Source organism: Curtobacterium sp. MCBA15_008, assembly GCF_001865065.1.
In the GTDB taxonomy this organism is placed as follows: domain Bacteria; phylum Actinomycetota; class Actinomycetes; order Actinomycetales; family Microbacteriaceae; genus Curtobacterium.
In genome coordinates this window covers 1-24,395 of record NZ_MJGN01000012.1, presented here as the reverse complement: position 1 = coordinate 24,395, position 24,395 = coordinate 1, and the positions used below count along the sequence as shown (strand labels likewise).

General features: G+C 69.7%; 18 protein-coding genes. 12 read left to right on the top strand and 6 right to left on the bottom strand.

What is annotated here, in order from left to right:
- Positions 1-103: 103 nt before the first annotated feature.
- The 11 genes from uvrB (at position 104) to BIU96_RS05980 (ending at position 14,397) form a co-directional block, all read left to right on the top strand.
- Positions 104-2,176 (top strand): excinuclease ABC subunit UvrB, encoded by a 2,073-nt coding sequence (gene uvrB / locus BIU96_RS06030; RefSeq protein ID WP_071291842.1) that lies wholly within the window; start codon positions 104-106, stop codon positions 2,174-2,176.
- Complete coding sequence (locus BIU96_RS06025) at positions 2,166-3,101, top strand: SDR family NAD(P)-dependent oxidoreductase (RefSeq protein WP_071291714.1); 936 nt, start codon at positions 2,166-2,168, stop codon at positions 3,099-3,101. The genes uvrB and BIU96_RS06025 overlap by 11 nt, the downstream gene beginning before the upstream one ends.
- Positions 3,102-3,149: 48 nt before the next feature.
- Positions 3,150-6,194, top strand: a complete 3,045-nt coding sequence (gene uvrA, locus BIU96_RS06020; protein ID WP_139199847.1) for an excinuclease ABC subunit UvrA — start codon at positions 3,150-3,152, stop codon at positions 6,192-6,194.
- The gene (gene uvrC, locus BIU96_RS06015; protein ID WP_071291713.1) at positions 6,195-8,252 is read left to right on the top strand and encodes an excinuclease ABC subunit UvrC; all 2,058 of its coding nucleotides are present in this window, start codon (positions 6,195-6,197) and stop codon (positions 8,250-8,252) included. It abuts the gene before it with no gap.
- A gap of 152 nt (positions 8,253-8,404) precedes the next feature.
- The gene (gene rapZ, locus BIU96_RS06010; protein ID WP_071291712.1) at positions 8,405-9,307 is read left to right on the top strand and encodes an RNase adapter RapZ; all 903 of its coding nucleotides are present in this window, start codon (positions 8,405-8,407) and stop codon (positions 9,305-9,307) included.
- A gap of 75 nt (positions 9,308-9,382) precedes the next feature.
- Positions 9,383-10,363, top strand: coding sequence for a DNA-binding protein WhiA (gene whiA, locus BIU96_RS06005; protein WP_071291711.1), 981 nt, complete (start codon positions 9,383-9,385; stop codon positions 10,361-10,363).
- A gap of 298 nt (positions 10,364-10,661) precedes the next feature.
- A complete protein-coding gene (gene gap / locus BIU96_RS06000; protein ID WP_027465689.1) occupies positions 10,662-11,666 on the top strand; it encodes a type I glyceraldehyde-3-phosphate dehydrogenase in 1,005 nt (334 codons plus the stop codon).
- 3 nt (positions 11,667-11,669) lie between these two features.
- Entirely contained in the window at positions 11,670-12,887 is a 1,218-nt protein-coding gene (gene pgk / locus BIU96_RS05995; protein WP_071291710.1) for a phosphoglycerate kinase, read from the top strand.
- Positions 12,884-13,663: a triose-phosphate isomerase gene (gene tpiA, locus BIU96_RS05990; RefSeq protein WP_071291840.1), complete on the top strand. Its 780-nt coding sequence runs from the start codon at positions 12,884-12,886 to the stop codon at positions 13,661-13,663. Before pgk ends, tpiA begins: the two co-directional genes overlap by 4 nt.
- Before the next feature lie 119 nt (positions 13,664-13,782).
- Positions 13,783-14,034: a preprotein translocase subunit SecG gene (gene secG, locus BIU96_RS05985; RefSeq protein ID WP_058727797.1), complete on the top strand. Its 252-nt coding sequence runs from the start codon at positions 13,783-13,785 to the stop codon at positions 14,032-14,034.
- 3 nt (positions 14,035-14,037) lie between these two features.
- Complete coding sequence (locus BIU96_RS05980) at positions 14,038-14,397, top strand: RNA polymerase-binding protein RbpA (protein WP_071291709.1); 360 nt, start codon at positions 14,038-14,040, stop codon at positions 14,395-14,397.
- Positions 14,398-14,633: 236 nt separating this feature from the next.
- Here BIU96_RS05980 and pgl read toward each other — a convergent pair whose 3' ends face one another.
- The 6 genes from pgl to tkt all read right to left on the bottom strand — a co-directional run bounded on the left by pgl (position 14,634) and on the right by tkt (position 22,960).
- A complete protein-coding gene (pgl, locus tag BIU96_RS05975; RefSeq protein WP_071291708.1) occupies positions 14,634-15,404 on the bottom strand; it encodes a 6-phosphogluconolactonase in 771 nt (256 codons plus the stop codon).
- Positions 15,405-15,511: 107 nt separating this feature from the next.
- A complete protein-coding gene (locus BIU96_RS05970; protein ID WP_071291707.1) occupies positions 15,512-16,456 on the bottom strand; it encodes a glucose-6-phosphate dehydrogenase assembly protein OpcA in 945 nt (314 codons plus the stop codon).
- Positions 16,453-17,991 carry a glucose-6-phosphate dehydrogenase gene (zwf, locus tag BIU96_RS05965; RefSeq protein WP_071291706.1) on the bottom strand — a complete coding sequence of 513 codons (1,539 nt, stop codon included), beginning with the start codon at positions 17,989-17,991 and terminating at the stop codon, positions 16,453-16,455. The genes BIU96_RS05970 and zwf overlap by 4 nt, the downstream gene beginning before the upstream one ends.
- Positions 17,992-18,014: 23 nt before the next feature.
- Complete coding sequence (locus BIU96_RS05960) at positions 18,015-19,613, bottom strand: glucose-6-phosphate isomerase (protein WP_071291705.1); 1,599 nt, start codon at positions 19,611-19,613, stop codon at positions 18,015-18,017.
- A complete protein-coding gene (gene tal / locus BIU96_RS05955; RefSeq protein WP_071291704.1) occupies positions 19,613-20,725 on the bottom strand; it encodes a transaldolase in 1,113 nt (370 codons plus the stop codon). The genes BIU96_RS05960 and tal overlap by 1 nt, the downstream gene beginning before the upstream one ends.
- A gap of 141 nt (positions 20,726-20,866) precedes the next feature.
- Positions 20,867-22,960: a transketolase gene (gene tkt / locus BIU96_RS05950; protein ID WP_071291703.1), complete on the bottom strand. Its 2,094-nt coding sequence runs from the start codon at positions 22,958-22,960 to the stop codon at positions 20,867-20,869.
- Positions 22,961-23,364: 404 nt separating this feature from the next.
- Here tkt and BIU96_RS05945 point away from each other — a divergent pair, with 404 nt between their 5' ends.
- Positions 23,365-24,291: a heme o synthase gene (locus tag BIU96_RS05945; RefSeq protein ID WP_071291702.1), complete on the top strand. Its 927-nt coding sequence runs from the start codon at positions 23,365-23,367 to the stop codon at positions 24,289-24,291.
- Positions 24,292-24,395: the final 104 nt, after the last annotated feature.

Sequence of the window (24,395 nt, the reverse complement as noted above, 5' to 3'; positions counted from 1 at the left end):
ATCAGCCGACTCGGAAGCAGCTTGCCGTGGACGATACGCCCAGGGCGAGCACGCGGCTCCGGTGTCGGCGGTCCCGACTACCGTTGAGGCCATGGCAGTGTCAATCGAGCCCACCCGCGCGGTCCGTCCGTTCGAGGTCATCAGCGAGTACACGCCGAGCGGTGACCAGCCCGCGGCGATCGCCGAGCTCGCGGGCCGGATCAACGCGGGTGAGACCGACGTCGTGCTGCTCGGCGCCACCGGTACGGGCAAGTCCGCGACCACGGCGTGGCTCATCGAGCAGGTCCAGCGCCCGACGCTCGTGCTCGCGCACAACAAGACCCTGGCGGCCCAGCTCGCGAACGAGTTCCGCAGCCTGCTGCCGAACAACGCCGTCGAGTACTTCGTCTCGTACTACGACTACTACCAGCCCGAGGCGTACGTCCCGCAGACGGACACCTTCATCGAGAAGGACAGCTCGGTCAACGCCGAGGTCGAGCGGCTCCGGCACTCGACGACGAACTCGCTGCTCAGCCGGCGCGACGTCATCGTGGTCTCGACGGTGTCCTGCATCTACGGCCTCGGCACGCCGGAGCAGTACATGAACGCCTCGGTGGCACTGCACGTCGGCCAGACGATCACGCGCGACCAGCTCGTCCGCAAGTTCGTGGCCATGCAGTACCAGCGCAACGACGTCGACTTCGCGCGCGGCACCTTCCGGGTCCGTGGCGACACCCTCGAGATCATCCCCATGTACGAGGAGCACGCGATCCGCATCGAGATGTTCGGTGACGAGGTCGAGGCGCTGTCGTCCCTGCACCCGCTCACCGGCAACGTCATCGACGACCTGCCCGCGGTGTCGATCTTCCCGGCGTCGCACTACGTCGCCGACACCGACGTGATGCACCGGGCGATCGCGGACATCAAGGTCGAACTGGCCGAGCGGCTCGCCGAGCTCGAGGGGCAGGGCAAGCTGCTCGAGGCCCAGCGCCTCCGGATGCGCACCACGTTCGACATCGAGATGATGGAGCAGATCGGCTTCTGTTCGGGCATCGAGAACTACTCGCGGCACATGGACGGCCGTGCCGCGGGCGAGGCACCGCACTGCCTCATCGACTACTTCCCGGACGACTTCCTCATCGTCATCGACGAGTCGCACGTCACCGTGCCGCAGATCGGCGCGATGTACGAGGGCGACGCCTCCCGCAAGCGGACCCTCGTCGAGCACGGCTTCCGCCTGCCGAGCGCCCTCGACAACCGACCCCTGACGTGGGAGGAGTTCCTCGACCGCGTCGGGCAGAAGGTCTACCTGTCGGCCACGCCCGGCAAGTACGAGCTCGGCGTCACCGACAGCGTGGTCGAGCAGATCATCCGTCCGACCGGCCTGGTCGACCCGGAGATCGTCGTCAAGCCGAGCGACGGCCAGATCGACGACCTGCTCGAGGAGATCAAGCAGCGCGTCGAGAAGGACGAGCGCGTCCTCGTGACGACGCTGACGAAGCGCATGGCCGAGGAGCTCACCGACTTCCTCGGGAACGCCGGCGTCCGGGTGCGCTACCTGCACTCCGACGTCGACACCCTGAAGCGCGTCGAGCTGCTCACCGAACTCCGCCAGGGCGTCTACGACGTGCTGGTCGGCATCAACCTGCTGCGCGAGGGCCTCGACCTGCCGGAGGTCTCGCTCGTGGCCATCCTCGACGCCGACAAGGAGGGCTTCCTCCGGTCGTCGACGTCGCTCATCCAGACGATCGGTCGTGCCGCCCGAAACGTGTCGGGCCAGGTGCTCATGTACGCCGACAAGATGACCGACTCGATGAAGTTCGCGATCGAGGAGACCGACCGGCGTCGCGAGAAGCAGGTCGCGTACAACACCGAGCGCGGCATCGACCCGCAGCCCCTCCGCAAGAAGATCGCCGACATCACCGAGATCCTCGCGCGCGAGAACGACGACACCAAGGCACTGCTCGAAGGTCGTCCGGGTGCCGACGGCCGTCGCTCGCCGACGCCGAACCTGAAGCGCGGCGGCATCGCGGGCGAGGGGGCGACCCAGCTCGAGGCCACCATCGGCGACCTCAACGACCAGATGCTGCAGGCCGCGGCCGAACTGAAGTTCGAGCTGGCCGCGCGGCTCCGCGACGAGGTGCAGGACCTCAAGAAGGCGCTGCGGCAGATGGAGTCGGCCGGACATGTCCAGTAGGGCCGAGCGCCGGACCGTCGTCGTCACGGGTGCGAGCGCCGGTCTCGGGTACCACGCGGCCGAGCAGCTCGCGGCGGCCGGCCACCGTGTGGTGCTCGCGACCCGCGACGCCGGCCGCGCGGCTGCTGCCGAGCGGAGCATCCGTCGCCACGTGGACGGTGCCGACCTCGCGCACCTGCACGTCGACCTGGCGGACCTCGACAGCGTGCGTGCGGCGTCCGAGGAACTCGCGCGGACCGAGCCGGACGGTGTCGACGCGATCGTGAACAACGCCGGCGTCGTCGGTGCGGCCGACCTGCGGACCACTGCGCAGGGGACCGAACTGCAGATCGGCACGAACCACCTCGGGCACTTCGCGTGGACGGCCCGGACCCTGCCGCTGCTCGAGCGCCGCGGGGGTCGCGTCGTGCACCTCGGGTCGATCGCGCACCGGTGGGCCCGACTCGACCGGCGCGACCCGCTCGGCGCCGATCACTACTCGAGCCACCGCCAGTACGGCCGGAGCAAGCTCGCCGTGATGCTGTTCGGGTTCGAGCTGGCGGAACGCCTCGCCGACGCGGGATCGTCGGTGTCGAGCGTCGTCGCGCACCCGGGGCTCTCGCTCGACATGCTCGCCCCCGAGCGCCCGGAGATCGCGCCGTCACGGTCCGAGCCGGTGTGGATGCGCCCGGTGCAGTCCCTCCCCGCGCGGCGCTCGTTCGTGCAGGGCAAGGACGCCGGTGCCGAACCGCTCGTGCACGCGGCGGTCGCTCCCGACGTGCGGTCGGGGGAGTACTGGGGGCCCGGGGGCTGGATGCAGCTGCGCGGCCCCGCGACCGTGGTCCGCGCCGAACCGCGCGCGCACGACCGCACCGAGGCGGCCCGGCTCTGGACTGCCAGCGAGCGGGCCGCCCGCGTCGCGTTCGCTCTCGACGCACTCGTCTGACCGTCCATCACGGCCGAATGTCGGTCCCGCTTCGTAGAATCGACGACGATGACCATCACCTCTGACCGCGGTACCTCGACGTCGGGCCGGAACGCCTTCGGTGAGCCCGCAGACCTCCACATCCCCGGCGGCACGGCGCCCCACAGCACCTCGACGCTCAGCGTGCGCGGCGCCCGCGTGCACAACCTGCGGGACGTCGACCTCGAGATCCCGCGCGACTCCCTCGTCGTGTTCACCGGCCTGTCCGGTTCGGGCAAGTCCTCGCTCGCGTTCGACACGATCTTCGCCGAGGGGCAGCGCCGCTACGTCGAGTCGCTGTCCGCGTACGCGCGCCAGTTCCTCGGGCAGGTCGACCGTCCGGACGTCGACTTCATCGAGGGGCTGTCGCCCGCGGTGTCGATCGACCAGAAGTCGACGAACCGGAACCCGCGGTCGACGGTGGGCACCATCACCGAGGTCTACGACTACATGCGTCTGCTCTGGGCGCGCATCGGCGTCCCGCACTGCCCCGTCTGCGGCGAGGTGATCAGCAAGCAGAGCGTGCAGCAGATCGCCGACCAGCTCATGGAGTTCGAGTCGGGGACCCGCTTCCAGGTGCTCGCGCCGGTGATCTCGAAGAAGAAGGGCGAGTTCGTCGACCTCTTCCAGGAGCTCGCGGCGTCCGGCTACGCCCGCGCGATCGTCGACGGGGAGCGCATCCAGCTCAGCGACCCGCCCAAGCTCAAGAAGCAGGTCAAGCACGACATCTCGGTGATCGTCGACCGTCTGGTCGCGAACGAGGACATCCTCGGCCGCCTCACCGACTCCCTCGAGACGGCGCTGCGCCTGACCGACGGCACGGTGGCGATCGACCTCGTCGACGCCGAGGGGCCCGGCGCCGTCCGGACCTACTCCGAGAACCTGTCCTGCCCGAACAACCACCCGCTGGCACTGACCGAGATCGAGCCCCGCACGTTCTCGTTCAACGCGCCGTTCGGTGCCTGCCCGGAGTGCTCCGGCCTCGGCACGCGCATGTCGGTCGACCCGGACCTCGTGCTCGGCGACCCCGAAGCCTCCCTCCGCGACGGCGTCCTGCTGCCGTGGACCGGCACGAGCGGGCTGTACTCGTACTTCGAGAAGCTGCTCGCCGGGCTCGGCAAGGAGCTCGGGTTCGACCTCGACACCCCGTGGAGTCGGCTCGACCCGTCGGTGCAGGCCGCGATCCTCACCGGCAAGGACTTCCAGGTGTCGGTGTCCTGGCGCAACCGGTTCGGCCGCGAGATGCGGTACACGAGCGGGTTCGAGGGCGTCATGCCCTACATCGAGCGCAAGTTCGCCGAGGCCGAGTCGGACTCGCAGCGCCAGCGCTTCCAGGGGTACCTGCGCGAGGTGCCCTGCCCGGTGTGCGACGGCACGCGCCTGAAGCCCGAGGTGCTGGGGGTCACCGTCGCTGACCGCAGCATCGCCGACGTCACCAACCTCTCCCTCGACGACGCGTACGCCTTCATGGACGGCCTCTCGCTCACCGACCGCGAAGCGCACATCGCCGCGGCGGTCCTCCGCGAGATCCGTGCCCGGCTCGAGTTCCTGCTCGAGGTCGGCCTCAACTACCTGACGCTCGCGCGCGGTGCCGGCGGGCTCTCGGGTGGCGAGGCGCAGCGCATCCGTCTGGCGACCCAGATCGGTTCCGGCCTGACCGGCGTGCTCTACGTGCTCGACGAGCCGAGCATCGGCCTGCACCAGCGCGACAACCGGCGACTCATCGACACCCTGGTGAAGCTGAAGGACCTCGGCAACACCCTCATCGTCGTCGAGCACGACGAGGACACCATCCGCACGGCCGACTGGGTCGTCGACATCGGCCCGGGCGCCGGCGTCAACGGCGGCAACGTCGTGCACTCCGGGTCGTACGAGGGGATCATCGAGAACCGCGAGTCGATCACCGGGGACTACCTCGCCGGTCGTCGCGCGATCGAGGTGCCCGCCGAGCGGCGCAAGGTCAACCTCAAGCGCACGATCAGTGTGCAGGGCGCCCGCGCGAACAACCTCAAGACGATCGACGCCGATTTCCCGCTCGGTGTCTTCACCGCGGTCACCGGGGTGAGCGGCTCGGGCAAGTCGACGCTGGTCAACGACATCCTCTACAAGGTGCTCGCCAACCAGCTCAACGGCGCTCGGCACATCGCCGGCAAGCACACCCGCGTGAAGGGCCTCGACCAGCTCGACAAGGTCGTGCACGTCGACCAGGCACCGATCGGCCGTACCCCGCGGTCCAACCCGGCGACCTACACCGGCGTCTTCGACCGGATCCGTCAGCTGTTCGCCGAGACCACCGAGGCGAAGGCACGCGGCTACCAGCCCGGTCGCTTCAGCTTCAACGTCAAGGGCGGCCGGTGCGAGAACTGCTCCGGTGACGGCACGATCAAGATCGAGATGAACTTCCTGCCCGACGTCTACGTCGCGTGCGAGGTCTGCGGCGGCGCTCGGTACAACCGCGAGACGCTGCAGGTGCACTACAAGGGCAAGAACATCTCCGAGGTCCTCGACATGCCGATCAGCGAGGCGGCCGAGTTCTTCGAGCCGATCTCCGCGATCCACCGGTACATGGCGACCCTGGTCGACGTGGGCCTCGGCTACGTCCGGCTCGGGCAGAGCGCGACGACCCTCTCCGGTGGCGAGGCGCAGCGCGTGAAGCTCGCGACCGAGCTGCAGCGCCGGTCGAACGGTCGCACGGTCTACGTGCTCGACGAGCCGACGACGGGCCTGCACTTCGAGGACGTCCGCAAGCTGCTCCTCGTGCTGCAGAGCCTGGTCGACAAGGGCAACACCGTCATCACGATCGAGCACAACCTCGACGTCATCAAGTCGGCCGACTGGCTGATCGACATGGGTCCCGAGGGTGGCTCGGGCGGTGGCACGATCCTGGCGACCGGCACCCCGGAGCACGTCGCGAACGTGCCCGAGAGCCACACCGGCGTCTTCCTGAAGGAGATCTTCGACGCGCAGGACGCCCGGGTCGGCAAGGAGCAGGCCGTCGGCGCCCGGCAGGTCTCGTCGAAGCGACAGGACGGCAAGCAGCGGCAGGGCGGCAAGCAGAAGGCGGGTGCTCGGTAGGTGGCGGACACCGTCTCGTGGCGTCCGAAGGCGGGGGAGATCCCGACCGACCCGGGCGTCTACCGGTGGCGTGACGAAGCCGGCCGGGTGCTCTACGTCGGCAAGGCGAAGAACCTCCGCGCACGGCTGAGCAACTACTTCGCACCGCTGCCGACGCTGCACGAGCGCACCCGGCGCATGGTCCTGACGGCACGCAGTGTCGAGTGGACCACCGTCGGCTCCGAGATCGAGGCGCTGCAGCTCGAGTACACGTGGATCAAGGAGTTCGACCCGCCGTTCAACGTCAAGTTCCGCGACGACAAGTCGTACCCGTACATGGCGATCACGCTGGGCGAGGAGAGCCCTCGGGTGATGGTGACGCGGAACCGGAAGATCAAGGGCGCGAAGTACTTCGGGCCGTACCCGAAGATCTGGGCGGTGCACGACACCATCGACCTGATGATCAAGGTGTTCCCGATCCGCACCTGCTCGGACTCGTCGTACAAGAAGGCGATGCAGACGGGCAAGCCCTGCTTCCCGGGGCAGATCGGCAAGTGCGGCGGCCCGTGCTCGCAGAAGGTCACGATCGCCGAGCACCGGGTGCTGGTCGAGGAGTTCGTCCGCTTCATGGCGAGCTACGACCGCCGCGTGATCACGCAGCTGCGGCAGCGGATGGCCGCCTCGGCCGATGCGATGCAGTACGAGCAGGCCGCGAAGTTCCGCGACCAGGTCGGCGCGCTCGAGGCCGTGCTCGAGAAGTCGGCCGTCGTCCTCCGCGACTCCGTCGACCTCGACCTGTTCGGCATCGCCGAAGACGAGCTCGCCGCGGCCGTGCAACTGTTCTCGGTGCGCGGTGGCCGCATCCGCGGTGTCCGCGGGTGGGTCGTCGACAAGGAACTCGACATCTCGACGGGCGACCTCGTCGAACAGATCGTCCAGGGGCAGTACGCCACCACCGAGGAACCCCCGCGCGAGGTGGTGGTGCCGGAGCTCCCCGAGGACGCCGACGCGCTGCAGCAGTGGCTCAGCGAGCGTCGCGGCGGCCGCGGCACGAAGCTCAGCACCGCCCAGCGCGGCGACCGTGCGGGGCTCGCGCGCACCGCGGCGCAGAACGCGGCGCAGGCGCTCATGCTCTACAAGACCAAGCGCTCCGCCGACTACACGACGCGGTCCGCGGCCCTGGCCGACATCCAGGACGCCCTCGGCATGACCGAGGCGCCGCTCCGGATGGAGTGCTACGACATCTCGCACCTGCAGGGCACCAACGTCGTCGCGTCGATGGTGGTCTTCGAGGACGGACTGCCCCGCAAGGACCAGTACCGGCGGTACACGATCGCCGAGACCACCGACGACACGGACAGCATGTACCAGGTGCTGTCACGACGCCTGGCACGTCTCGACGAGGACGCCGCGGCGCCGGACGTCCCCGACGTCACGAGCGACGAGGTCGTCGAGGGGTCCAAGCCGACCAAGCGCTTCGCGTACCGCCCGCAGCTGCTCATCGTCGACGGTGGTCAGCCGCAGGTGCAGGCGGCGAAGCGGGCGATGGACGAGGCCGGCGTGCGCGACATCGCCCTCGTCGGCATCGCGAAGCGTCTCGAGGAGCTCTGGCTGCCGGACGACGACTTCCCGGTGATCCTGCCCCGCAACTCCGAGGCGCTGTTCCTCATCCAGCGCATCCGCGACGAGGCCCACCGGTTCGCGATCACCCACCAGCGCACCCGTCGGAAGCGCGACGTCCGCTCGCAGCTGTCCGAGATCCCCGGGCTCGGTCCGAGCCGGGTGAACGCGCTGCTGAAGCACTTCGGGTCGGTCACACGGCTGCGCGAGGCGACGGCGGACGAGATCGGCGAGGTCCCCGGCGTCGGTCCCGCGACCGCCGCGGCGGTCGTCACGAAGCTGCAGCAGACCCCGACGAGCGCGCCGGTCGGGCCCACCCCGGTCAGCCCGGCCGACGCGGCCGTTGCGCCTCCCAGCGCACCCGAGGCCGTCGCGAACCCGCAGGAAGCCGAGTCCCTTCCAGAAGGTGCAGTGCGGCTCCCACAGGTGACCCCGGACGGACCGCACCTCCCGTCATGACGCAAACCGTGCCTCCCGTCCGCCACCGGGCGATACCCTTGACCGCAGCCGCGACCTCCCGCATCCGAGACCTCCCCGGGCGACGCGCCCGGGCCGCCACGACGGAGCCCACTCCCAGATGACCGACACCGCCCGATGACCGACAGCGACCTATGACCGACAGCGACCAGGCATCGACCCGATCGCCGCAGCAGCACGACATCCTCATCGTCACCGGCATGTCCGGGGCCGGGCGTTCAACCGTCGGCAAGGCGCTCGAGGACCTCGGCTGGTACGTGGTCGACAACCTGCCGACCCAGATGCTCGCGCCGCTGACCGAGCTCGCCGACCGTGCGGGCGAGAAGATCCCGAAGATCGCCACGGTGGTCGACGTCCGCGGTGGCCGGTTCTTCACCAACCCCGAACAGGCGGTCGAGCAGGTCCGGTCGACGACCTCGGCCCGCGTCCGCGTGCTCTTCCTCGAAGCCACCGACGCAGTGCTCGTGCGACGGTTCGAGCAGGTCCGACGACCGCACCCGCTGCAGGGCGAGGACACGCTGCTCGACGGGATCGCCCGTGAGCGCGCCCGGCTCTCCGCGCTGCGCGAGGCGTCCGACCTCGTCATCGACACCTCGGACCTGAACATCCACCAGCTCGCGAACGCCGTGACCGACCGGTTCGCCGACGACCACTTCGTCGGCGTCCAGGTGACGCTGATGAGCTTCGGCTTCAAGTACGGACTGCCCGCCGACGCCGACATGGTCGCCGACGTGCGGTTCCTGCCGAACCCTTACTGGGTGCCGGAACTGCGCCCCCACACCGGCCTCGACAAGCCCGTCTCGGACTACGTGCTCGCCCAGCAGGGAGCCCGTCCGTTCGTCGACCGCTACGCCTCCGTGCTCGAGCCGGTCTTCGAGGGGTACCAGCGCGAGAACAAAAGACACGCTACGATCGCCATCGGCTGTACCGGCGGCAAGCACCGCTCGGTCGCCATCGTCGCCGAGTTGGCGAACATCCTCCGCGGGATGCCAGGCGTCGCCGTGCGTGTGAAGAACCGAGATCTCGGCCGGGAGTGACCGTCCCTCCGGCCGCTCCACACGACGTGCGCCGGGTACGCGGACCCCACCAGAAGAAACGTTAGGAATGATGCTGTGCCGTTGACTGCCGAGGTCAAGGACGAACTGGCCCGGGTCGTCGTGAACCGCAACACGGTCCGCGCCGCCGAACTGGCGACCATCCTGCGGTTCGCGGGCGGCCTGCACGTCATCTCGGGCAGGATCGCCGTCGAGGTCGAGCTCGACACCCGGATCATCGTCCACCGCGTGCGGAAGGACCTCGCCGAGCTGTACGGCGTGCGGAGCGAGGCGTCGGTGGGGTCGTCCGCGTCCGCCCGTCGTGGCACCCGGTACCTGGTTCGCGTGCTCGAAGCGGGGGAGACCCTCGCCCGGCAGACCGGCCTGATGGACGCCCGTCGCCGTCCGGTCCGCGGGCTGCCGAACCGGCTCACCACCGGCAACCGCGAGGACCTCGCCGCGATCTGGCGCGGGGCGTTCCTCGCCGCCGGCACCCTGACCGACCCCGGTCGTGCCGCTGCGCTCGAGGTGACCTGCCCCGGCAACGAGGCCGCCATGGCCCTCGTCGGGGCCGCCTCCCGTCTCGGCATCGCCGCGAAGGGCCGTGAGGTCCGCGGCGTGCACCGCGTGGTCATCCGCGACGGCGAGGCGATCGGCCAGATGCTCACCGTGATGGGCGCCGCCCGCACCACCGCCGAGTGGGAGGAGATGCGCCAGCGCCGCGAGGTCCGTGCCACCGCCAACCGCCTGGTCAACTTCGACGACGCGAACCTCCGCCGCTCCGCCCAGGCCGCCGTCGCCGCGTGCGCCCGGGTCGAGCGTGCGCTCGAGATCCTCGGCGACGAGGTCCCCGACCACCTGCAGTACGCCGGCTCGCTCCGTCTGCAGCACCGCGACGCGTCGCTCGACGAGCTCGGCCAGCACGCCGACCCGCCCATGACGAAGGACGCCATCGCCGGACGCATCCGCCGCCTGCTCGCGATGGCGGACAAGCGCGCGTCCGACCTCGGCATCCCCGGGACGGAAGCGAGCGTCCCCGAGGAGCTCGAGGGCGTCTGAGACGGGTCGTCCGACCTGCCTGACAGGAGGCGCGGTGCCAGCTGGCACCGCGCCTCCCGTCCGTCTGCGGTGGCGTCCACGAGCCGCACCGACGTCTGCTCGGACGTCGCGGACGACCGTCCGGACGTCGCGGACGACCGTCCGGACGGACCGTCACACCGCACTGGCTGGCAGGGTCCGACTGCTAGGGTCGTTACGGCGACGTTACGGGGCGTATCGTCCACCACACGTGGGTCCGCAGGGCCTGCGCCTCCGAAAGCAGCGCCCCCTGGGCGCTCCACACCCACCAGGAGATCCATTGACCGTCAAGATCGGTATCAACGGCTTCGGCCGCATCGGCCGTAACTTCTTCCGGGCCGCACTGGCCAAGGGCAGCGACCTCGAGATCGTGGCGGTGAACGACCTCACCGACAACGCGTCGCTCGCGAACCTGCTGAAGTTCGACTCCATCACCGGCAAGCTCCCGGCAACGGTCGAGCTCGACGGCGACAACATCGTCGTCGACGGCAAGGCGATCAAGGTCCTCGCGGAGCGCGACCCCGCCAACCTCCCCTGGGGCGAGCTGGGCGTCGACATCGTCATCGAGTCGACCGGGTTCTTCACGAAGGCCGCCGACGCGCAGAAGCACATCGACGCCGGCGCCAAGAAGGTCATCATCTCCGCCCCGGCCTCGGGTGACGACGTCACCATCGTGCTCGGTGTGAACGAGGGCCAGTACGACCCCGCGAACCACCACATCATCTCGAACGCGTCCTGCACCACGAACAGCCTCGCGCCGCTCGCCAAGGTGTTCCACGACAAGTTCGGCATCGAGCGTGGCCTCATGACGACGGTGCACGCCTACACCGCCGACCAGAACCTGCAGGACGGCCCGCACAAGGACCCGCGTCGTGCCCGCGCCGCCGCCCTGAACATCGTCCCGACCTCCACCGGTGCGGCGAAGGCCATCGGCCTCGTCCTCCCGGAGCTCGCCGGCAAGCTCGACGGCTTCGCGCTCCGCGTGCCGGTCCCGACCGGGTCGATCACCGACCTCACCCTCGAGACCAAGTCCGAGGTCACCGTCGACGAGATCAACGCCGCCTACAAGGAGGCAGCAGAGGGTCCGCTCAAGGGCATCCTGCTCTACAGCGAGGACCCGCTGGTGTCGACCGACATCACCACGGACCCGCACTCCTCGATCTACGACTCCGGCCTGACCAAGGTCATCGGCGGCCTCGTGAAGATCACCTCGTGGTACGACAACGAGTGGGGCTACTCGAACCGTCTCGTCGACCTCACCGAGTACGTGGGCGAGCGGCTCTAACACATGGCCCTCCGCACCCTCGAGGACCTCGGCGACCTCGCCGGCAAGCGCGTCGTCGTCCGTTGTGACCTGAACGTCCCGCTCAAGGACGGCACGATCACCGACGACGGCCGCGTCCGCGCATCGCTGACGACCCTCAACACCCTCATCACCGCCGGCGCACGCGTCATCGTGATCTCCCACCTGGGCCGCCCCGACGGCGAGCCCAAGCCGGAGTTCTCGCTCGCACCGGTGGGTCAGCGGCTCTCCGAGCTGCTCGGCAAAGAGGTCACGTTCGTCGGCGAGACCGTCGGCGACGAGGCGACCGCGGCCGCCGAGACCCTCGAGGACGGCGACGTCCTGCTGCTCGAGAACCTCCGGTTCAACCCGGAGGAGACCTCGAAGGACGCCGCCACGCGCGGTGCCTTCGCGGACCGCATCGCCGCCCTCGGGGATGCGTTCGTGTCCGACGGCTTCGGTGTCGTCCACCGCAAGCAGGCCTCGGTGTACGAGCTCGCGTCGGCCCTGCCGAGCGCGGCCGGCTCGCTCATCGAGACCGAGCTGCGGGTGCTCGAGCGACTGACGAAGGACCCGGAGCGCCCCTACACGGTGGTGCTCGGCGGGTCGAAGGTCAGCGACAAGCTCGGCGTGATCGACCACATCCTGCCCAAGGTGGACACCCTGTGCATCGGCGGCGGCATGCTCTTCACGTTCCTCGCGGCCCAGGGCCACGGGGTCGCGAAGTCGCTGCTCGAGGCGGACCAGCTCGATGTCGTCCGCGAGTACCTCTCGCGGGCGAAGGAGCTCGGCGTCACCATCGACCTGCCGACTGACGTCGTGGTGGCCTCGGCCTTCGCGGCGGATGCCGACCACGAGACGGTGGCGGCCGACGCCATCGAGTCCTCGTCGTTCGGCACGGACGGCATCGGCCTCGACATCGGCCCGGAGACCGCAGCGCGGTTCGCCTCGGCCGTCGCGGGATCGAAGACGGTGTTCTGGAACGGCCCGATGGGCGTGTTCGAGTTCCCGGCGTTCGCGGCCGGTACGAAGACCGTCGCGCAGGCGCTCACGGAGGTCGACGGCCTCGGCGTCGTCGGCGGTGGCGACTCCGCCGCTGCCGTGCGCTCGCTCGGCTTCTCGGACGACCAGTTCGGGCACATCTCGACCGGTGGCGGTGCGAGCCTCGAGTTCCTCGAGGGCAAGTCGCTGCCCGGTCTCGAAGCACTGGGGTGGACCGCATGACCCGGACGCCGCTCATCGCCGGCAACTGGAAGATGAACCTGGACCACCTCCAGGCCATCGCCACGGTGCAGAAGCTCGCGTGGACCCTGAAGGACGCCCGCCACGACTTCGACGACGTCGAGGTCGCGGTGTTCCCGCCCTTCACCGACCTGCGGAGCGTGCAGACGCTCATCTCGGCCGACAAGCTGCCGATCCACTTCGGTGCGCAGGACCTGTCGCAGTTCGACTCCGGTGCCTACACCGGTGACGTCTCCGGCGCGTTCCTCGCGGCACTCGACGCCCAGTACGTCATCGTCGGCCACTCCGAGCGGCGCACGCTGCACGGGGAGACCGACGAGGTCGTCGCAGCGAAGACCGCAGCGGCCGTCAAGCACGGCCTCGTGCCCGTCGTCTGCGTCGGCGAGACCGGTGCGCAGCGCGAGGAGCGCGGCGCCGGCGTCGTGCCCGTCGAGCAGCTGCAGGTCGTGCTCGACGCCGTGAAGCCGTCCGAGATCGTCGTCGCGTACGAGCCCGTCTGGGCCATCGGCTCCGGCCAGGCCGCAACCGCCGAGCAGGCCCAGGACGAATGCGCGGCCCTGCGTCGCGGCATCGCTGCGGCCTGGGGCGACGAGGCCGCTGCGGCGACCCGTGTGCTCTACGGCGGCTCGGTGAAGTCCGGCAACATCGCGGGCTTCCTCCGCGAACCCGACATCGACGGCGCGCTCGTCGGTGGCGCCTCCCTCGACGTGCAGGAGTTCGCGGCCATCGCGCGCTTCCGGCAGCACGTCGGACTCTGATCCACCGGTCACAGGCCGGTCGCCACGTGCGGCCGGCCTGTGCCACGCCCAGCCCGTGGAACCTCGGCCGACCACCTGGCCGGTATACTCGGATGGCTGACTGACACGAAAGGTACGTCGTGGCGATTCTCTCCGTCGTGCTGCAGGTCCTGCTCGCAATCACGAGCCTCCTGCTCACGCTCCTCATCCTGCTGCACAAGGGCCGCGGTGGCGGCCTCTCCGACATGTTCGGCGGCGGCGTGACGAGCAACCTCGGGGCGTCCGGCGTCGCCGAGCGAAACCTCAACCGCATCACGGTGATCCTCGGTCTGGTCTGGATCGTCTCCATCATCGTGCTCGGTCTCATCAACAAGTTCACGGCGGGGAGCTGATCCATGGCAAGCGGAGGCAGTGCAATCCGGGGCTCGCGCGTCGGCGCGGGCCCGATGGGGGAGCAGGACCGCGGGGTCCAGGCCGAGCGGGTGGCGATCTCCTACTGGGACGCCCTCGGCAACGAGGTCGTGCGGTACTTCGCCGCCGGCCTTCCTGACGAGGAGATCCCGGAGACGGTGGACTCGCCGTCGACCGGGCTCCCGGCTGGCCGCGACAAGGAGAACCCTCCCGTGGTCTCCAAGACGGAGCCCTACAAGACGCACCTCGCGTACGTGAAGGAGCGTCGCACCGAGGAAGAGGCAGCGCAGCTCCTCGAGGACGCGCTCCAGCAGCTCCGGCAGCGTCGCGGTACCGCGAAGTAGCGCTCGACGTCACGAAGGCCCCCGCACCGTCAGGTGCGGGGGCCTTCGTCGTGTGCGCGCCGTGCCTTCCGCCGAGATCGCACTTTGTGCGCCGACACGGCGGTTCGTGGCCGCCGAAGTGCGATCTCGACGGTAGGCGCGACCTCGCGAGCGGGGGGAGCGGGCGCCCGGACGACGAACGAACGGGAGGCGCGGTGCCAGCTGGCACCGCGCCTCCCGTCCGAGAGCAGTCGCGTCTAGTAGGTCGACGCGATGAGGTTCTCGGGGACGTCACGAGCGGCGTCCTGGTCGACGAAGAACACAGTGCGCTTGCGCCCCTGGACGCCTCCGACCGGGACCTCGTCGACGGCGGCACCCGCGAGGGCGAGCCCGAGGACGGACGCCTTCTCGGCACCGGAGAGGATGACCCACACCCGCTGCGACGCGTTGATCACGGGGAAGGTGACCGTCAGGCGCTGCGGCGGCGGCTTGGGGGAGTCGTCGACCGACAGGACGGCGCGGTCGGTGACGTCGAGCTGCGGGAACTCCGGGAACAGCGACGCGGTGTGGCCGTCCGGGCCGACGCCGAGCAGCGTGATGTCGAACCGCGGTGCGACGGCGCCCTCGGGGGCGGCGTCCTGCAGCTCGCGCTCGTACTGCGCGGCGGCATCGTCGATGCTGATGCCGGCGTCGGACGCGGCGATCGGGTGGATGTTCGACTCCGGGATGTCGACGTGGTCGAAGAAGTCCGTCTGCGTGCCGGTGATGTTGCGGTCGGCGTCACCCGCCGGGACCCAGCGCTCGTCGACCCACCACACGTGCACCTTCGACCAGTCCACGCTCTCGCGAGCCGGCGACTGGCCGATCGCGGCGAGGACGAGCGACGACACCGAGCCACCGCTGATCGCGATGTCCGCGCGCTCCTGCTCGTCGAGCACGTCGATGATCTTCGTGATGAAGCGTGCGGCGACCGAAGCGCCGAGGGCCTGCTTGTCCGGGTGCACCAGCACCCGCCGTTCGTTGGTCACGTGACTCCCGTGTTCGTGGCGGCCCATCGGTGCGAGGACCGCCTTCGGTCCGACCGGCCGGTCCTGGTGCTCGGGCGAGCGGGACCGGCCGGTCGTGTGGGGCTGGTTCAGCCGGCGATCGACTCGCGCAGCTGTGGTACCCCGTGCTTGACGACGTCTCCGAAGAGGACGTCCGGGTCGAGTCTACGGAGTTCCTCGGCCAGGCAGTCGCGCAGGTTGCGGCGCGGCAGCGACAGATCGTGCGTCGGCTGCCCGGGCATCGAGAGCGTCGCGACGTCCACCAGGGACCGCTCGAGCTCGATGGTGCCGGACTCGCGCACGAGCTTCACGCCGTGGATGCCGCTCGACCCGGTCGCGCGAGGCGACGTGACGACCGAGACCGGCACCTCGAGCTGCAGCTGCAGCCACGCGGCGAGGAGGATCGTCGACGGGCTGTCGTACGCACCCGAGACCTCGACCGCGGTGACCGGCTCGTACGGCGGCTGGTCGAGCGCCGCGGCGAGCTGGTTCCGCCACAGGGTGAGACGGGTCCACGCGAAGTCGGTGTCGCCCGGCACGTACGAGGCACCGAGGGCCTCGATCGCGCCGTTCGGGTCGCGCTGCGCGGCCGCGTCGGTGATGCGGCGCTGCGCGATGCGGCCCAGCGCCGAGGCGGACGGCTGCTCGGGCGCGGTCTGCGGCCACCAGGCGACGACGGGCGCGTCCGGCAGCAGGAGGCCCGTGACCAGGCTCTCCTCGTCGGTCGCGGTCTCGCCGTACGCGCGGAGGACGATGACCTCGCTCGCACCCGCGTCGCTGCCCACGCGGATCTGCGCGTCCAGGCGACCCGGCGACTTCGTGTCACCGTCGTTCTTCGACACGATGATCACGCGCATCGGGTGCTCGCGCGAGGCCTCGTTCGCGGCCTCGATCGCCTCTTCCTCGTGGCCGAGGGCCGTCGAGATGATGAGGGTCAGGACGCGACCGAGGGCGACGGCGCCGCCCTCCTCGCGGATGTGGACGAGCTTCTTCTGGATCTTCGAGACCGTGGTGTTCGGCATGTCGATCTTCATGGACGCCTCCAGGTCCGGCCGTCGCGGGCGAGCAGGGCGTCGGCGGACGCCGGACCCCACGTGCCGGGACGGTACTGCTCGGGCTGGCCCTGCGTGGCCCAGAACTCCTCGATCGGGTCGAGGATCTTCCAGGACAGCTCCACCTCTTGGTGCCGGGGGAACAGGGGCGGGTCGCCGAGGAGCACGTCGAGGATGAGTCGCTCGTACGCCTCGGGGGACGCCTCGGTGAATGCGTGGCCGTAGCCGAAGTCCATCGTCACGTCGCGCACCTGGGTGCCGACGCCGGGGACCTTCGAACCGAACCGGAGCGTGACGCCCTCGTCCGGCTGCACGCGGATGACGAGCGCGTTCTGACCGAGGGGCGACTGCGTGTTGCCGTAGACGTCCTCGGGGACGCGCTTGAACACGATCGCGATCTCGGTGACGCGACGGCCGAGACGCTTGCCCGCGCGCAGGTAGAACGGGACGCCCTGCCAGCGACGGGTCGCGATGTCGAGCTTGATCGCCGCGTAGGTCTCGGTACCGGACTCCGGGTTCATGCCGGCCTCGTCGAGGAAGCCGAGCACCTTCTCGCCGCCCTGCCAGCCGCCGGCGTACTGCCCGCGGGCGGTCGACGTCGCGAGGTCGGCCGGGAGCCGCACCGCCGACAGGACCTTCTCCTTCTCGGCGCGGAGGTCCGCGGCCTTGAACGAGACGGGCTCTTCCATCGCGGTGAGCGCGAGGAGCTGCAGCAGGTGGTTCTGGATGACGTCGCGCGCCGCGCCGATGCCGTCGTAGTACGCGGCGCGTCCGGCGACGCCGATGTCCTCGGCCATCGTGATCTGCACGTGGTCCACGTAGTTCGAGTTCCAGATGGGTTCGTACATCTGGTTCGCGAACCGGAGCGTCAGCAGGTTCTGGACGGTCTCCTTGCCGAGGTAGTGGTCGATGCGGAACACGTCGTCCGGAGCGAAGACGCTCTCGACGATCGCGTTGAGCTCGCGCGCGGTGCGGAGGTCGGAGCCGAAGGGCTTCTCGACGACCACGCGGCTCCAGGACCCGTCGCGCTTCTCGGTCAGGCCGGACAGCTTGAGCTGCTCGGTGACGACCGGGAACATCTTCGGCGGGATCGACAGGTAGAACGCGTGGTTGCCGAGCGTACCGCGCTCCGTGTCGAGGTCGTCGACGGTGCGCTTGAGCTCGCGGAACGCCTCGGGGTCGTCGAACGAACCCTGGACGAAGCGGATGCCCTGTTCGAGCTGACGCCAGACGTCCTCGTCGAACGGGGTGCGGGAGTGCTCCTTGACGGCGTCGTGGACGAGCTGGGAGAAGTCTTGGTCCTCCCAGTCACGCCGAGCGAACCCGACGAGGGCGAACCCCGGGGGCAGGAGCCCCCGGTTCGCCAGGTCGTAGACCGCGGGCATCAGCTTCTTGCGGGACAGGTCGCCCGTCACGCCGAAGATGATGAGGGTGCTGGGTCCCGCGATCCGGTTCAGTCGACGATCCGTCGGCAGCCGGAGCGGGTTGTGCTCCGGGGTGATTGCCACCGGTGACATGAGTCGGTGAACTCCTTCGAGAGTCAGAGGGTGACGGCGGACGCGAGTGCTGCTGTGGCAGCGGCGACGTCCGACGTCGTGAGGGTCAGGACCGGTCGGCCGTGCTGCGCGAGGACACTCGCGTCGCCGGACGCCTGGGCCTGGATGAGCTGCCCGAACGTGAACGGACGGCCCGGGATCGCCAGGTCGTCGGGTTCGTCGGCCACGATCTGCAGGAACACGCCGTTCGCGGGCCCGCCCTTGTGGTACTGGCCGGTCGAGTGCAGGAACCGCGGGCCGTAGCCGAAGGTGACCGGACGGCCGGTGCGCGCCGCCAGGGCGTCGCGCAGCGCTTCGAGCTCGCGGTTCGCGGTGCGGTCCACGTACGCCTGGACCGATACGTACCCCGTGGGGTCGAGTGCGGACAGGAGGCCCGACACGGCTTCCGAGAGCGTCGTCCCGACCGCCAGTCCGGGCGTCGCACGGACGGCGATGCCGTCCTCGGAGAACGCCGGCTCCGCCGACGCGGGGCGGTCGTCGAGCAGCGCACGCGTCGCGACCTTGGCGGCCTCGACGTCGGGCTGGTCGAACGGGTCGATGCCGAGCAGGCGCCCGGCGACGGCGACGGCGTACTCCCACACGAGGAGCTGCCCGCCGAGCGTGCCGGTGATCTCGACCTCGCCGTCGGCGACGTGACGTTCTTCCTCACGCGAGCCGACCAGGCGGATGATCTGCAGGTCGGGGAGACCGGCGGTGACCTCGGGGGAGTCCACGTCGAGGACCACCGGGAGCAGGCCGCGGCCGCTCTTGCCGGTGGACTCCGCGATCAGCTGCTCCACCCAGTCGCCGAAGCCGACGATGTGGGTGCCGTCGGGGACGATGCCGATCTTGTCGCGCAGCGGACTGGTGCCGCCCAGGACCGCACCGAGCACGAGGCCCGGGTTCTCGTCGATGTCCACGGAGAGGAGCGCTGAGATGGCGTCGGCCTCGTCGAGGAGCTCGGCGATGTCCGCGCCGGCGAGGCCGGACGGCACGAGGCCGAAGGCCGTCAGCGCCGAGTAGCGGCCGCCGACGGTCGGGTCGGCGGTGAAGACGCGGTAGCCCGCGGCCGTCGCATCGGCCTCGAGCGGGGAGCCCGGGTCGGTGACGACGACGATGCGGCCCGCCGGGTCGATGCCGGCGTCGCGGAAGGCCTGCTCGTACACCCGGCGCTGCGAGTCGGTCTCGAGGGTGGAACCCGACTTCGAGGACACGACGAGCACCGTGCGCGCCAGCTCGTGCTCGACGGCGGCGCGGACCTGTGCCGGGTTCGTCGAGTCGAGGACCGTGAGCGGCACGCCGGAGGTCCGGGTGATGACCTCGGGCGCGAGCGAGGAACCGCCCATGCCAGCGAGGACGACGTGGTCGATCCCCTCGGCACGCAGGCTCTCGCGCAGGGCGACCACCTGGTCGACGAGCGGGCGGGAGACCGAGACGGCCTCCACCCAGCCGAGGCGCTCGGACGCCTCGGCCTCGGCGTCGGGACCCCAGAGCTCGGGGTCCTGGGCGGTGATGCCCGAGGCCACCAGGTCGGTGACGAGGCGCGGGACCACCGAGTCGATGGCCCGCGCCGCGTCACCGCTGGCGGCGATGGAGACCGTCACTACTTGGCGCCCTCGAGTGCTGCCTTGACCGTGTCGACGAGCTCGCCCCACGAGACGTTGAACTTGTCCACGCCCTCCTTCTCGAGCAGCGCCACGACGTCGTCGTAGTCGATGCCCTGCGCGGCGAGCTGGTCGAGCACGCCCTGCGCGGCGTCGAACGTGCCGGCGATGGCGTCGCCGTGGATCTCACCGTGGTCGAACGTGGCGTCGAGCGTCTTGCCCGGCATGGTGTTGACGGTGTTCGGTGCGGCGAGCTCGGTCACGTAGAGCGTGTCGGGGAGCGACGGGTCCTTGACGCCGGTCGAGGCCCAGAGCGGACGCTGCGTGTTCGCACCGGACTCGAGCAGGCCGAGGGCGCGCTCGGAGGCGAACGCCTCGGTCCAGACCTGGTAGGCGAGCTGCGCGTTGGCGATGCCGGCCTTCGACTTGAGGGCCTTCGCCTCGTCGGTGCCGACGGCGTCCAGGCGCTTGTCGATTTCGGAGTCGACACGCGACACGAAGAACGAGGCGACCGAGTGGATCTTCGAGAGGTCGTGGCCGGCGGCCTTGGCCTTCTCGAGCCCACCGAGGTAGGCGTCGATGACGGCGCGGTAGCGCTCGAGCGAGAAGATCAGGGTGACGTTCACCGAGATGCCGGCGCCGATGACCTCGGTGATCGCCTCGAGGCCCTCGATCGTCGCGGGGATCTTGATGAGGACGTTCTCGCGGCCGACCTTGTCGAACAGGAACTTCGCCTGCTCGATGGTCTTCGCGGTGTCGTGGGCGAGGCCCGGCTCGACCTCGATCGAGACACGGCCGTCGAAGCCCTTGGTCTCGTCGTAGATCGGCTTGAAGACGTCGGACGCGTTCGCGACGTCCTGCGTGGTGATCTCGAAGATCGCGTTGGTCACGTCGGTGCCGGCCGCGGCCAGTTCCTTGACCTGCGCGTCGTAGCGCTCGCCCTTGGCGAGGGCCGAGGCGAAGATCGTCGGGTTGGTGGTGACGCCGACGACGTTCTTGTGCTCGATGAGCTCGGTGAGCTTGCCGGTCTCGAGGAGCTCGCGGGAGAGGTCGTCGAGCCAGATGCTCACGCCGACCGCGGAGAGGGCGGCGGTGGGGGTGTTCTCAGCCATGTGTTTCTCTTCTTCTTTCATCGACTGGTCCGGTGGGACCGTGAAGTCGGGGTCTGGGGGACCGGGAGGCGCGTGGCGGGGCCGAGCCGCGCCTCCCGGAAGAAGGGCCGGATCCGGCGAACCGGACCCGGCCCCTGCGGGTCAGGAAGCCGCGAGCGATTCCTTCGCGGCGGCCACGACGTGTTCCGTCGTGAAGCCGAACTCCTTGAACAGCGTCTGGTAGTCGGCCGAGGCACCGAAGTGCTCGATCGAGACGCTGCGGCCCTTGTCGCCGACGATGTCGCGCCAGCTCATGGCGATGCCGGCCTCGACCGACACGCGGGCGGTGACGGTCTTCGGGAGGACCTGGTCCTGGTAGTTCTCCGACTGCGCGCGGAACCACTCGAGGGACGGGGCGCTCACGACGCGGGCGTTGATGCCCTCGCCCTTGAGCTGCTCGCGGGCGTCGACCGCGATCTGGACCTCGGAGCCGGTCGCGATGAGGATCACGTCCGGGGTGCCGTTCGGGGCCTCGGCCAGGATGTACGCGCCCTTCGAGACGTTCTTCGCCGAGGCGAAGACCTCACCGGAGGCCTCGCCCTCGCCGCGCTCGAACACGGGGAGGTTCTGACGGCTCAGCGCGATGCCGGCCGGGCGGTCCTTGTGCTTGAGCATCTCGAGCCAGGCGTAAGCGACCTCGTTCGCGTCGGCCGGGCGGACGATGTCCAGACCCGGGATGGCGCGGAGGGCGCTGATCTGCTCGATCGGCTGGTGCGTCGGGCCGTCCTCGCCGAGGGCGATGGAGTCGTGCGTCCAGACGTAGATCGCCGGCGCCTTCATGAGCGCGGCGAGACGGACCGCCGGGCGCATGTAGTCGCTGAAGATGAGGAAGGTGCCGCCGAAGGGGCGGGTGTTCCCGTGCAGGACGATGCCGTTGAGGATCGAGCCCATCGCGTGCTCGCGGATGCCGAAGTGCAGCACGCGGCCGTACGGGTCGGTGCTCCACGTCTTCGTCGAGGCCTCGGCCGGACCGAACGACTTCGCGCCCTCGATCGTGGTCAGGTTCGACTCAGCGAGGTCGGCGGAACCGCCCCAGAACTCGGGCATGAGCGGCGCGATGGCGTTGATGACCTTGCCGGACGCGGCGCGGGTCGAGACGGCCTTCTCGGTCGGGAAGACCGGCAGCGCCTCCTCGAGGCCCTCGGGCAGCTCGCCGGAGTTGATGCGGTCGAGCATCGCCTTCTTCTCCGGGTTGGCCGAAGCCCACGCGTCGAAGGTCTTCTGCCACTCGGCGTGCTGCGCCTGGCCCTTGGCGACGGCGCCGCGGGTGTACTCGAGCACCGCGGGGTCGACGTGGAAGGTCTGCTCGGGGTCGAAGCCGAGGACCTCCTTGAGGCCCTTGAGCTCCTCGGCGCCGAGGGCGGAGCCGTGGATCTTGCCGGAGTTCTGCTTGGTCGGGGACGGCCAGCCGATGATCGTCTTGAGGACGATGAGCGACGGCTTGTTCGTCACGGCCTTGGCGGCCTCGACCGCGCGGTAGAGCTCCTCGACGTCCTCGGAGTACTCGCCGGTCTTCTTCCAGTCGACGTGCTGGACGTGCCAGCCGAGCGCCTCGTAGCGAGCCGCGACGTCCTCGGAGAAGGCGATGTCGGTGTCGTCCTCGATCGAGATCTGGTTCGAGTCGTAGAAGACGACCAGGCGACCGAGCTGCTGGCGGCCGGCGAGGCTGGCGGCCTCGTTCGTGACGCCTTCCTGCATGTCGCCGTCACCGGCAATCACGTAGGTGAAGTGGTCGAAGGGCGACTCGCCGTCGGCGGCCTCCGGGTCGAACAGGCCGCGCTCGAAGCGCTGCGCGTAGCCGAAGCCGACGGAGGACGCGAGGCCCTGGCCGAGCGGGCCGGTGGTGATCTCGACGCCGTCGGTGTGGCCGTACTCCGGGTGACCCGGGGTCTTCGAGCCCCACTTGCGGAGCTGCTGGAGGTCCTCGAGCTCGAGGCCGTAGCCGTGCAGGTAGAACTGCACGTACTGCAGGATCGAGGCGTGACCGGCCGACAGGATGAAGCGGTCGCGGCCGATCCAGGTGGAGTCGCTCGGGTCGCGACGCATCACCTTCTGGAAGAGCAGGTGTGCGAGCGGTGCGAGGCTCATCGCGGTGCCGGGGTGACCGTTGCCAGCGGCCTCGACCGAGTCGGCGGCGAGTACGCGGGCCGTGTCGACGGCCTTCCGGTCGATGGCGTCCCAGGTGAATTCAGCCACTTGGATGTTGACCCTTCTTGATGCGACATGTGCGAGGGCTCGTGCCATCGCACGGACATGATCGCCATCCCGGGGCCTACGTCGTGTCGCCGTCTCGCGGCCACCGACCGGCTCTTCGCGGCCGACGTCATCGGGGCACGCACTGCGGGAGGGCGTCTCCAGCATAGTGACCATGCACTCAGAAGGGGTTCAGGTGACGCGAGTTGTGCACTCGGCATCGTCCTCGCACCAGCTGGGCCGGGCGTGTCGATCAGGAGCGGGGCACCTTCGCGGCGCTTCGATCACGTAAACTGTTCGAGACCCGTGGACATTCCGGGTCAGCGCATGCCCGGACGCCGCCGCAGTCGTCCACCGAGTGTGCGAGCTGATGCGAACAGACTGAGGTTCCCTTGCCGACTGCCACCGTGACCCGGCCCGACACCGATCGACCCCGGTCGGCGCTGTCCCGCAAGGTCCGTGCGTACGTCTCCCTGACGAAGCCGCGGGTCATGGAGCTCCTCCTGGTCACCACGGCGCCGACGATGTTCCTGGCGGAACGCGGCGTGCCGGACCTCTGGCTCGTGTTCTGGACGATGCTCGGCGGCGCGATGTCGGCCGGGTCGGCCTCGGCCTTCAACTGCTACATCGACCGTGACATCGACCGGCTGATGAAGCGGACGAGCACCCGCCCGTTGGTGACCGGTGAGCTCTCCGACCGCGAGGCCCTGGTGTTCTCGTGGGTGCTCGGCGTCCTGTCGACCGCGGTGCTCGGCTTCCTGGTGAACTGGCTCGCCGCCGCGCTGAGCGTCATCGCGATCCTCATCTACGTGTTCGTCTACACGCTGTGGCTCAAGCGCCGCACCCCGCAGAACATCGTCTGGGGTGGCTCCGCCGGCTGCATGCCCGTGCTCATCGGCTGGGCGGGCGTCACCGGGTCGCTGACCTGGGCGCCGGTCATCCTCTTCATGGTGATCTTCCTCTGGACGCCGCCGCACTACTGGCCGCTGTCGATGAAGTACCGCGACGACTACGACCGCGCCGACGTCCCGATGCTCGCTGTGGTCCGTGGGCGCACCGTCGTCGGGCTGCAGGTCGTCCTGTACGCCTGGGCGACGCTGGTCTGCTCGCTGCTGCTCATCCCGGTCGCGCACATGGGGCCGCTCTACACGGTCGTCGCGCTGGCGGGGGGCATCTGGTTCGTCGTCGAGTCGCACCGCCTGTACTCGCGGGCGATCCAGCACGTGGAGCACGTGCAGCCGATGCGGGTCTTCCACAGCTCGATCACGTACCTGACGCTGCTGTTCATCGCCGTCGGCATCGACCCGCTGCTGCCGCAGGTCTTCACCTTCTAGAGGCGCCCGGGCGCGGGCGCGGACGCGGGGCGGGTGCGGGCCCGGTCCGTCGAGTCGGTGCGACTCCGACGTCGTCGTACGACATCTTGGGTTCAGTCGGTGGT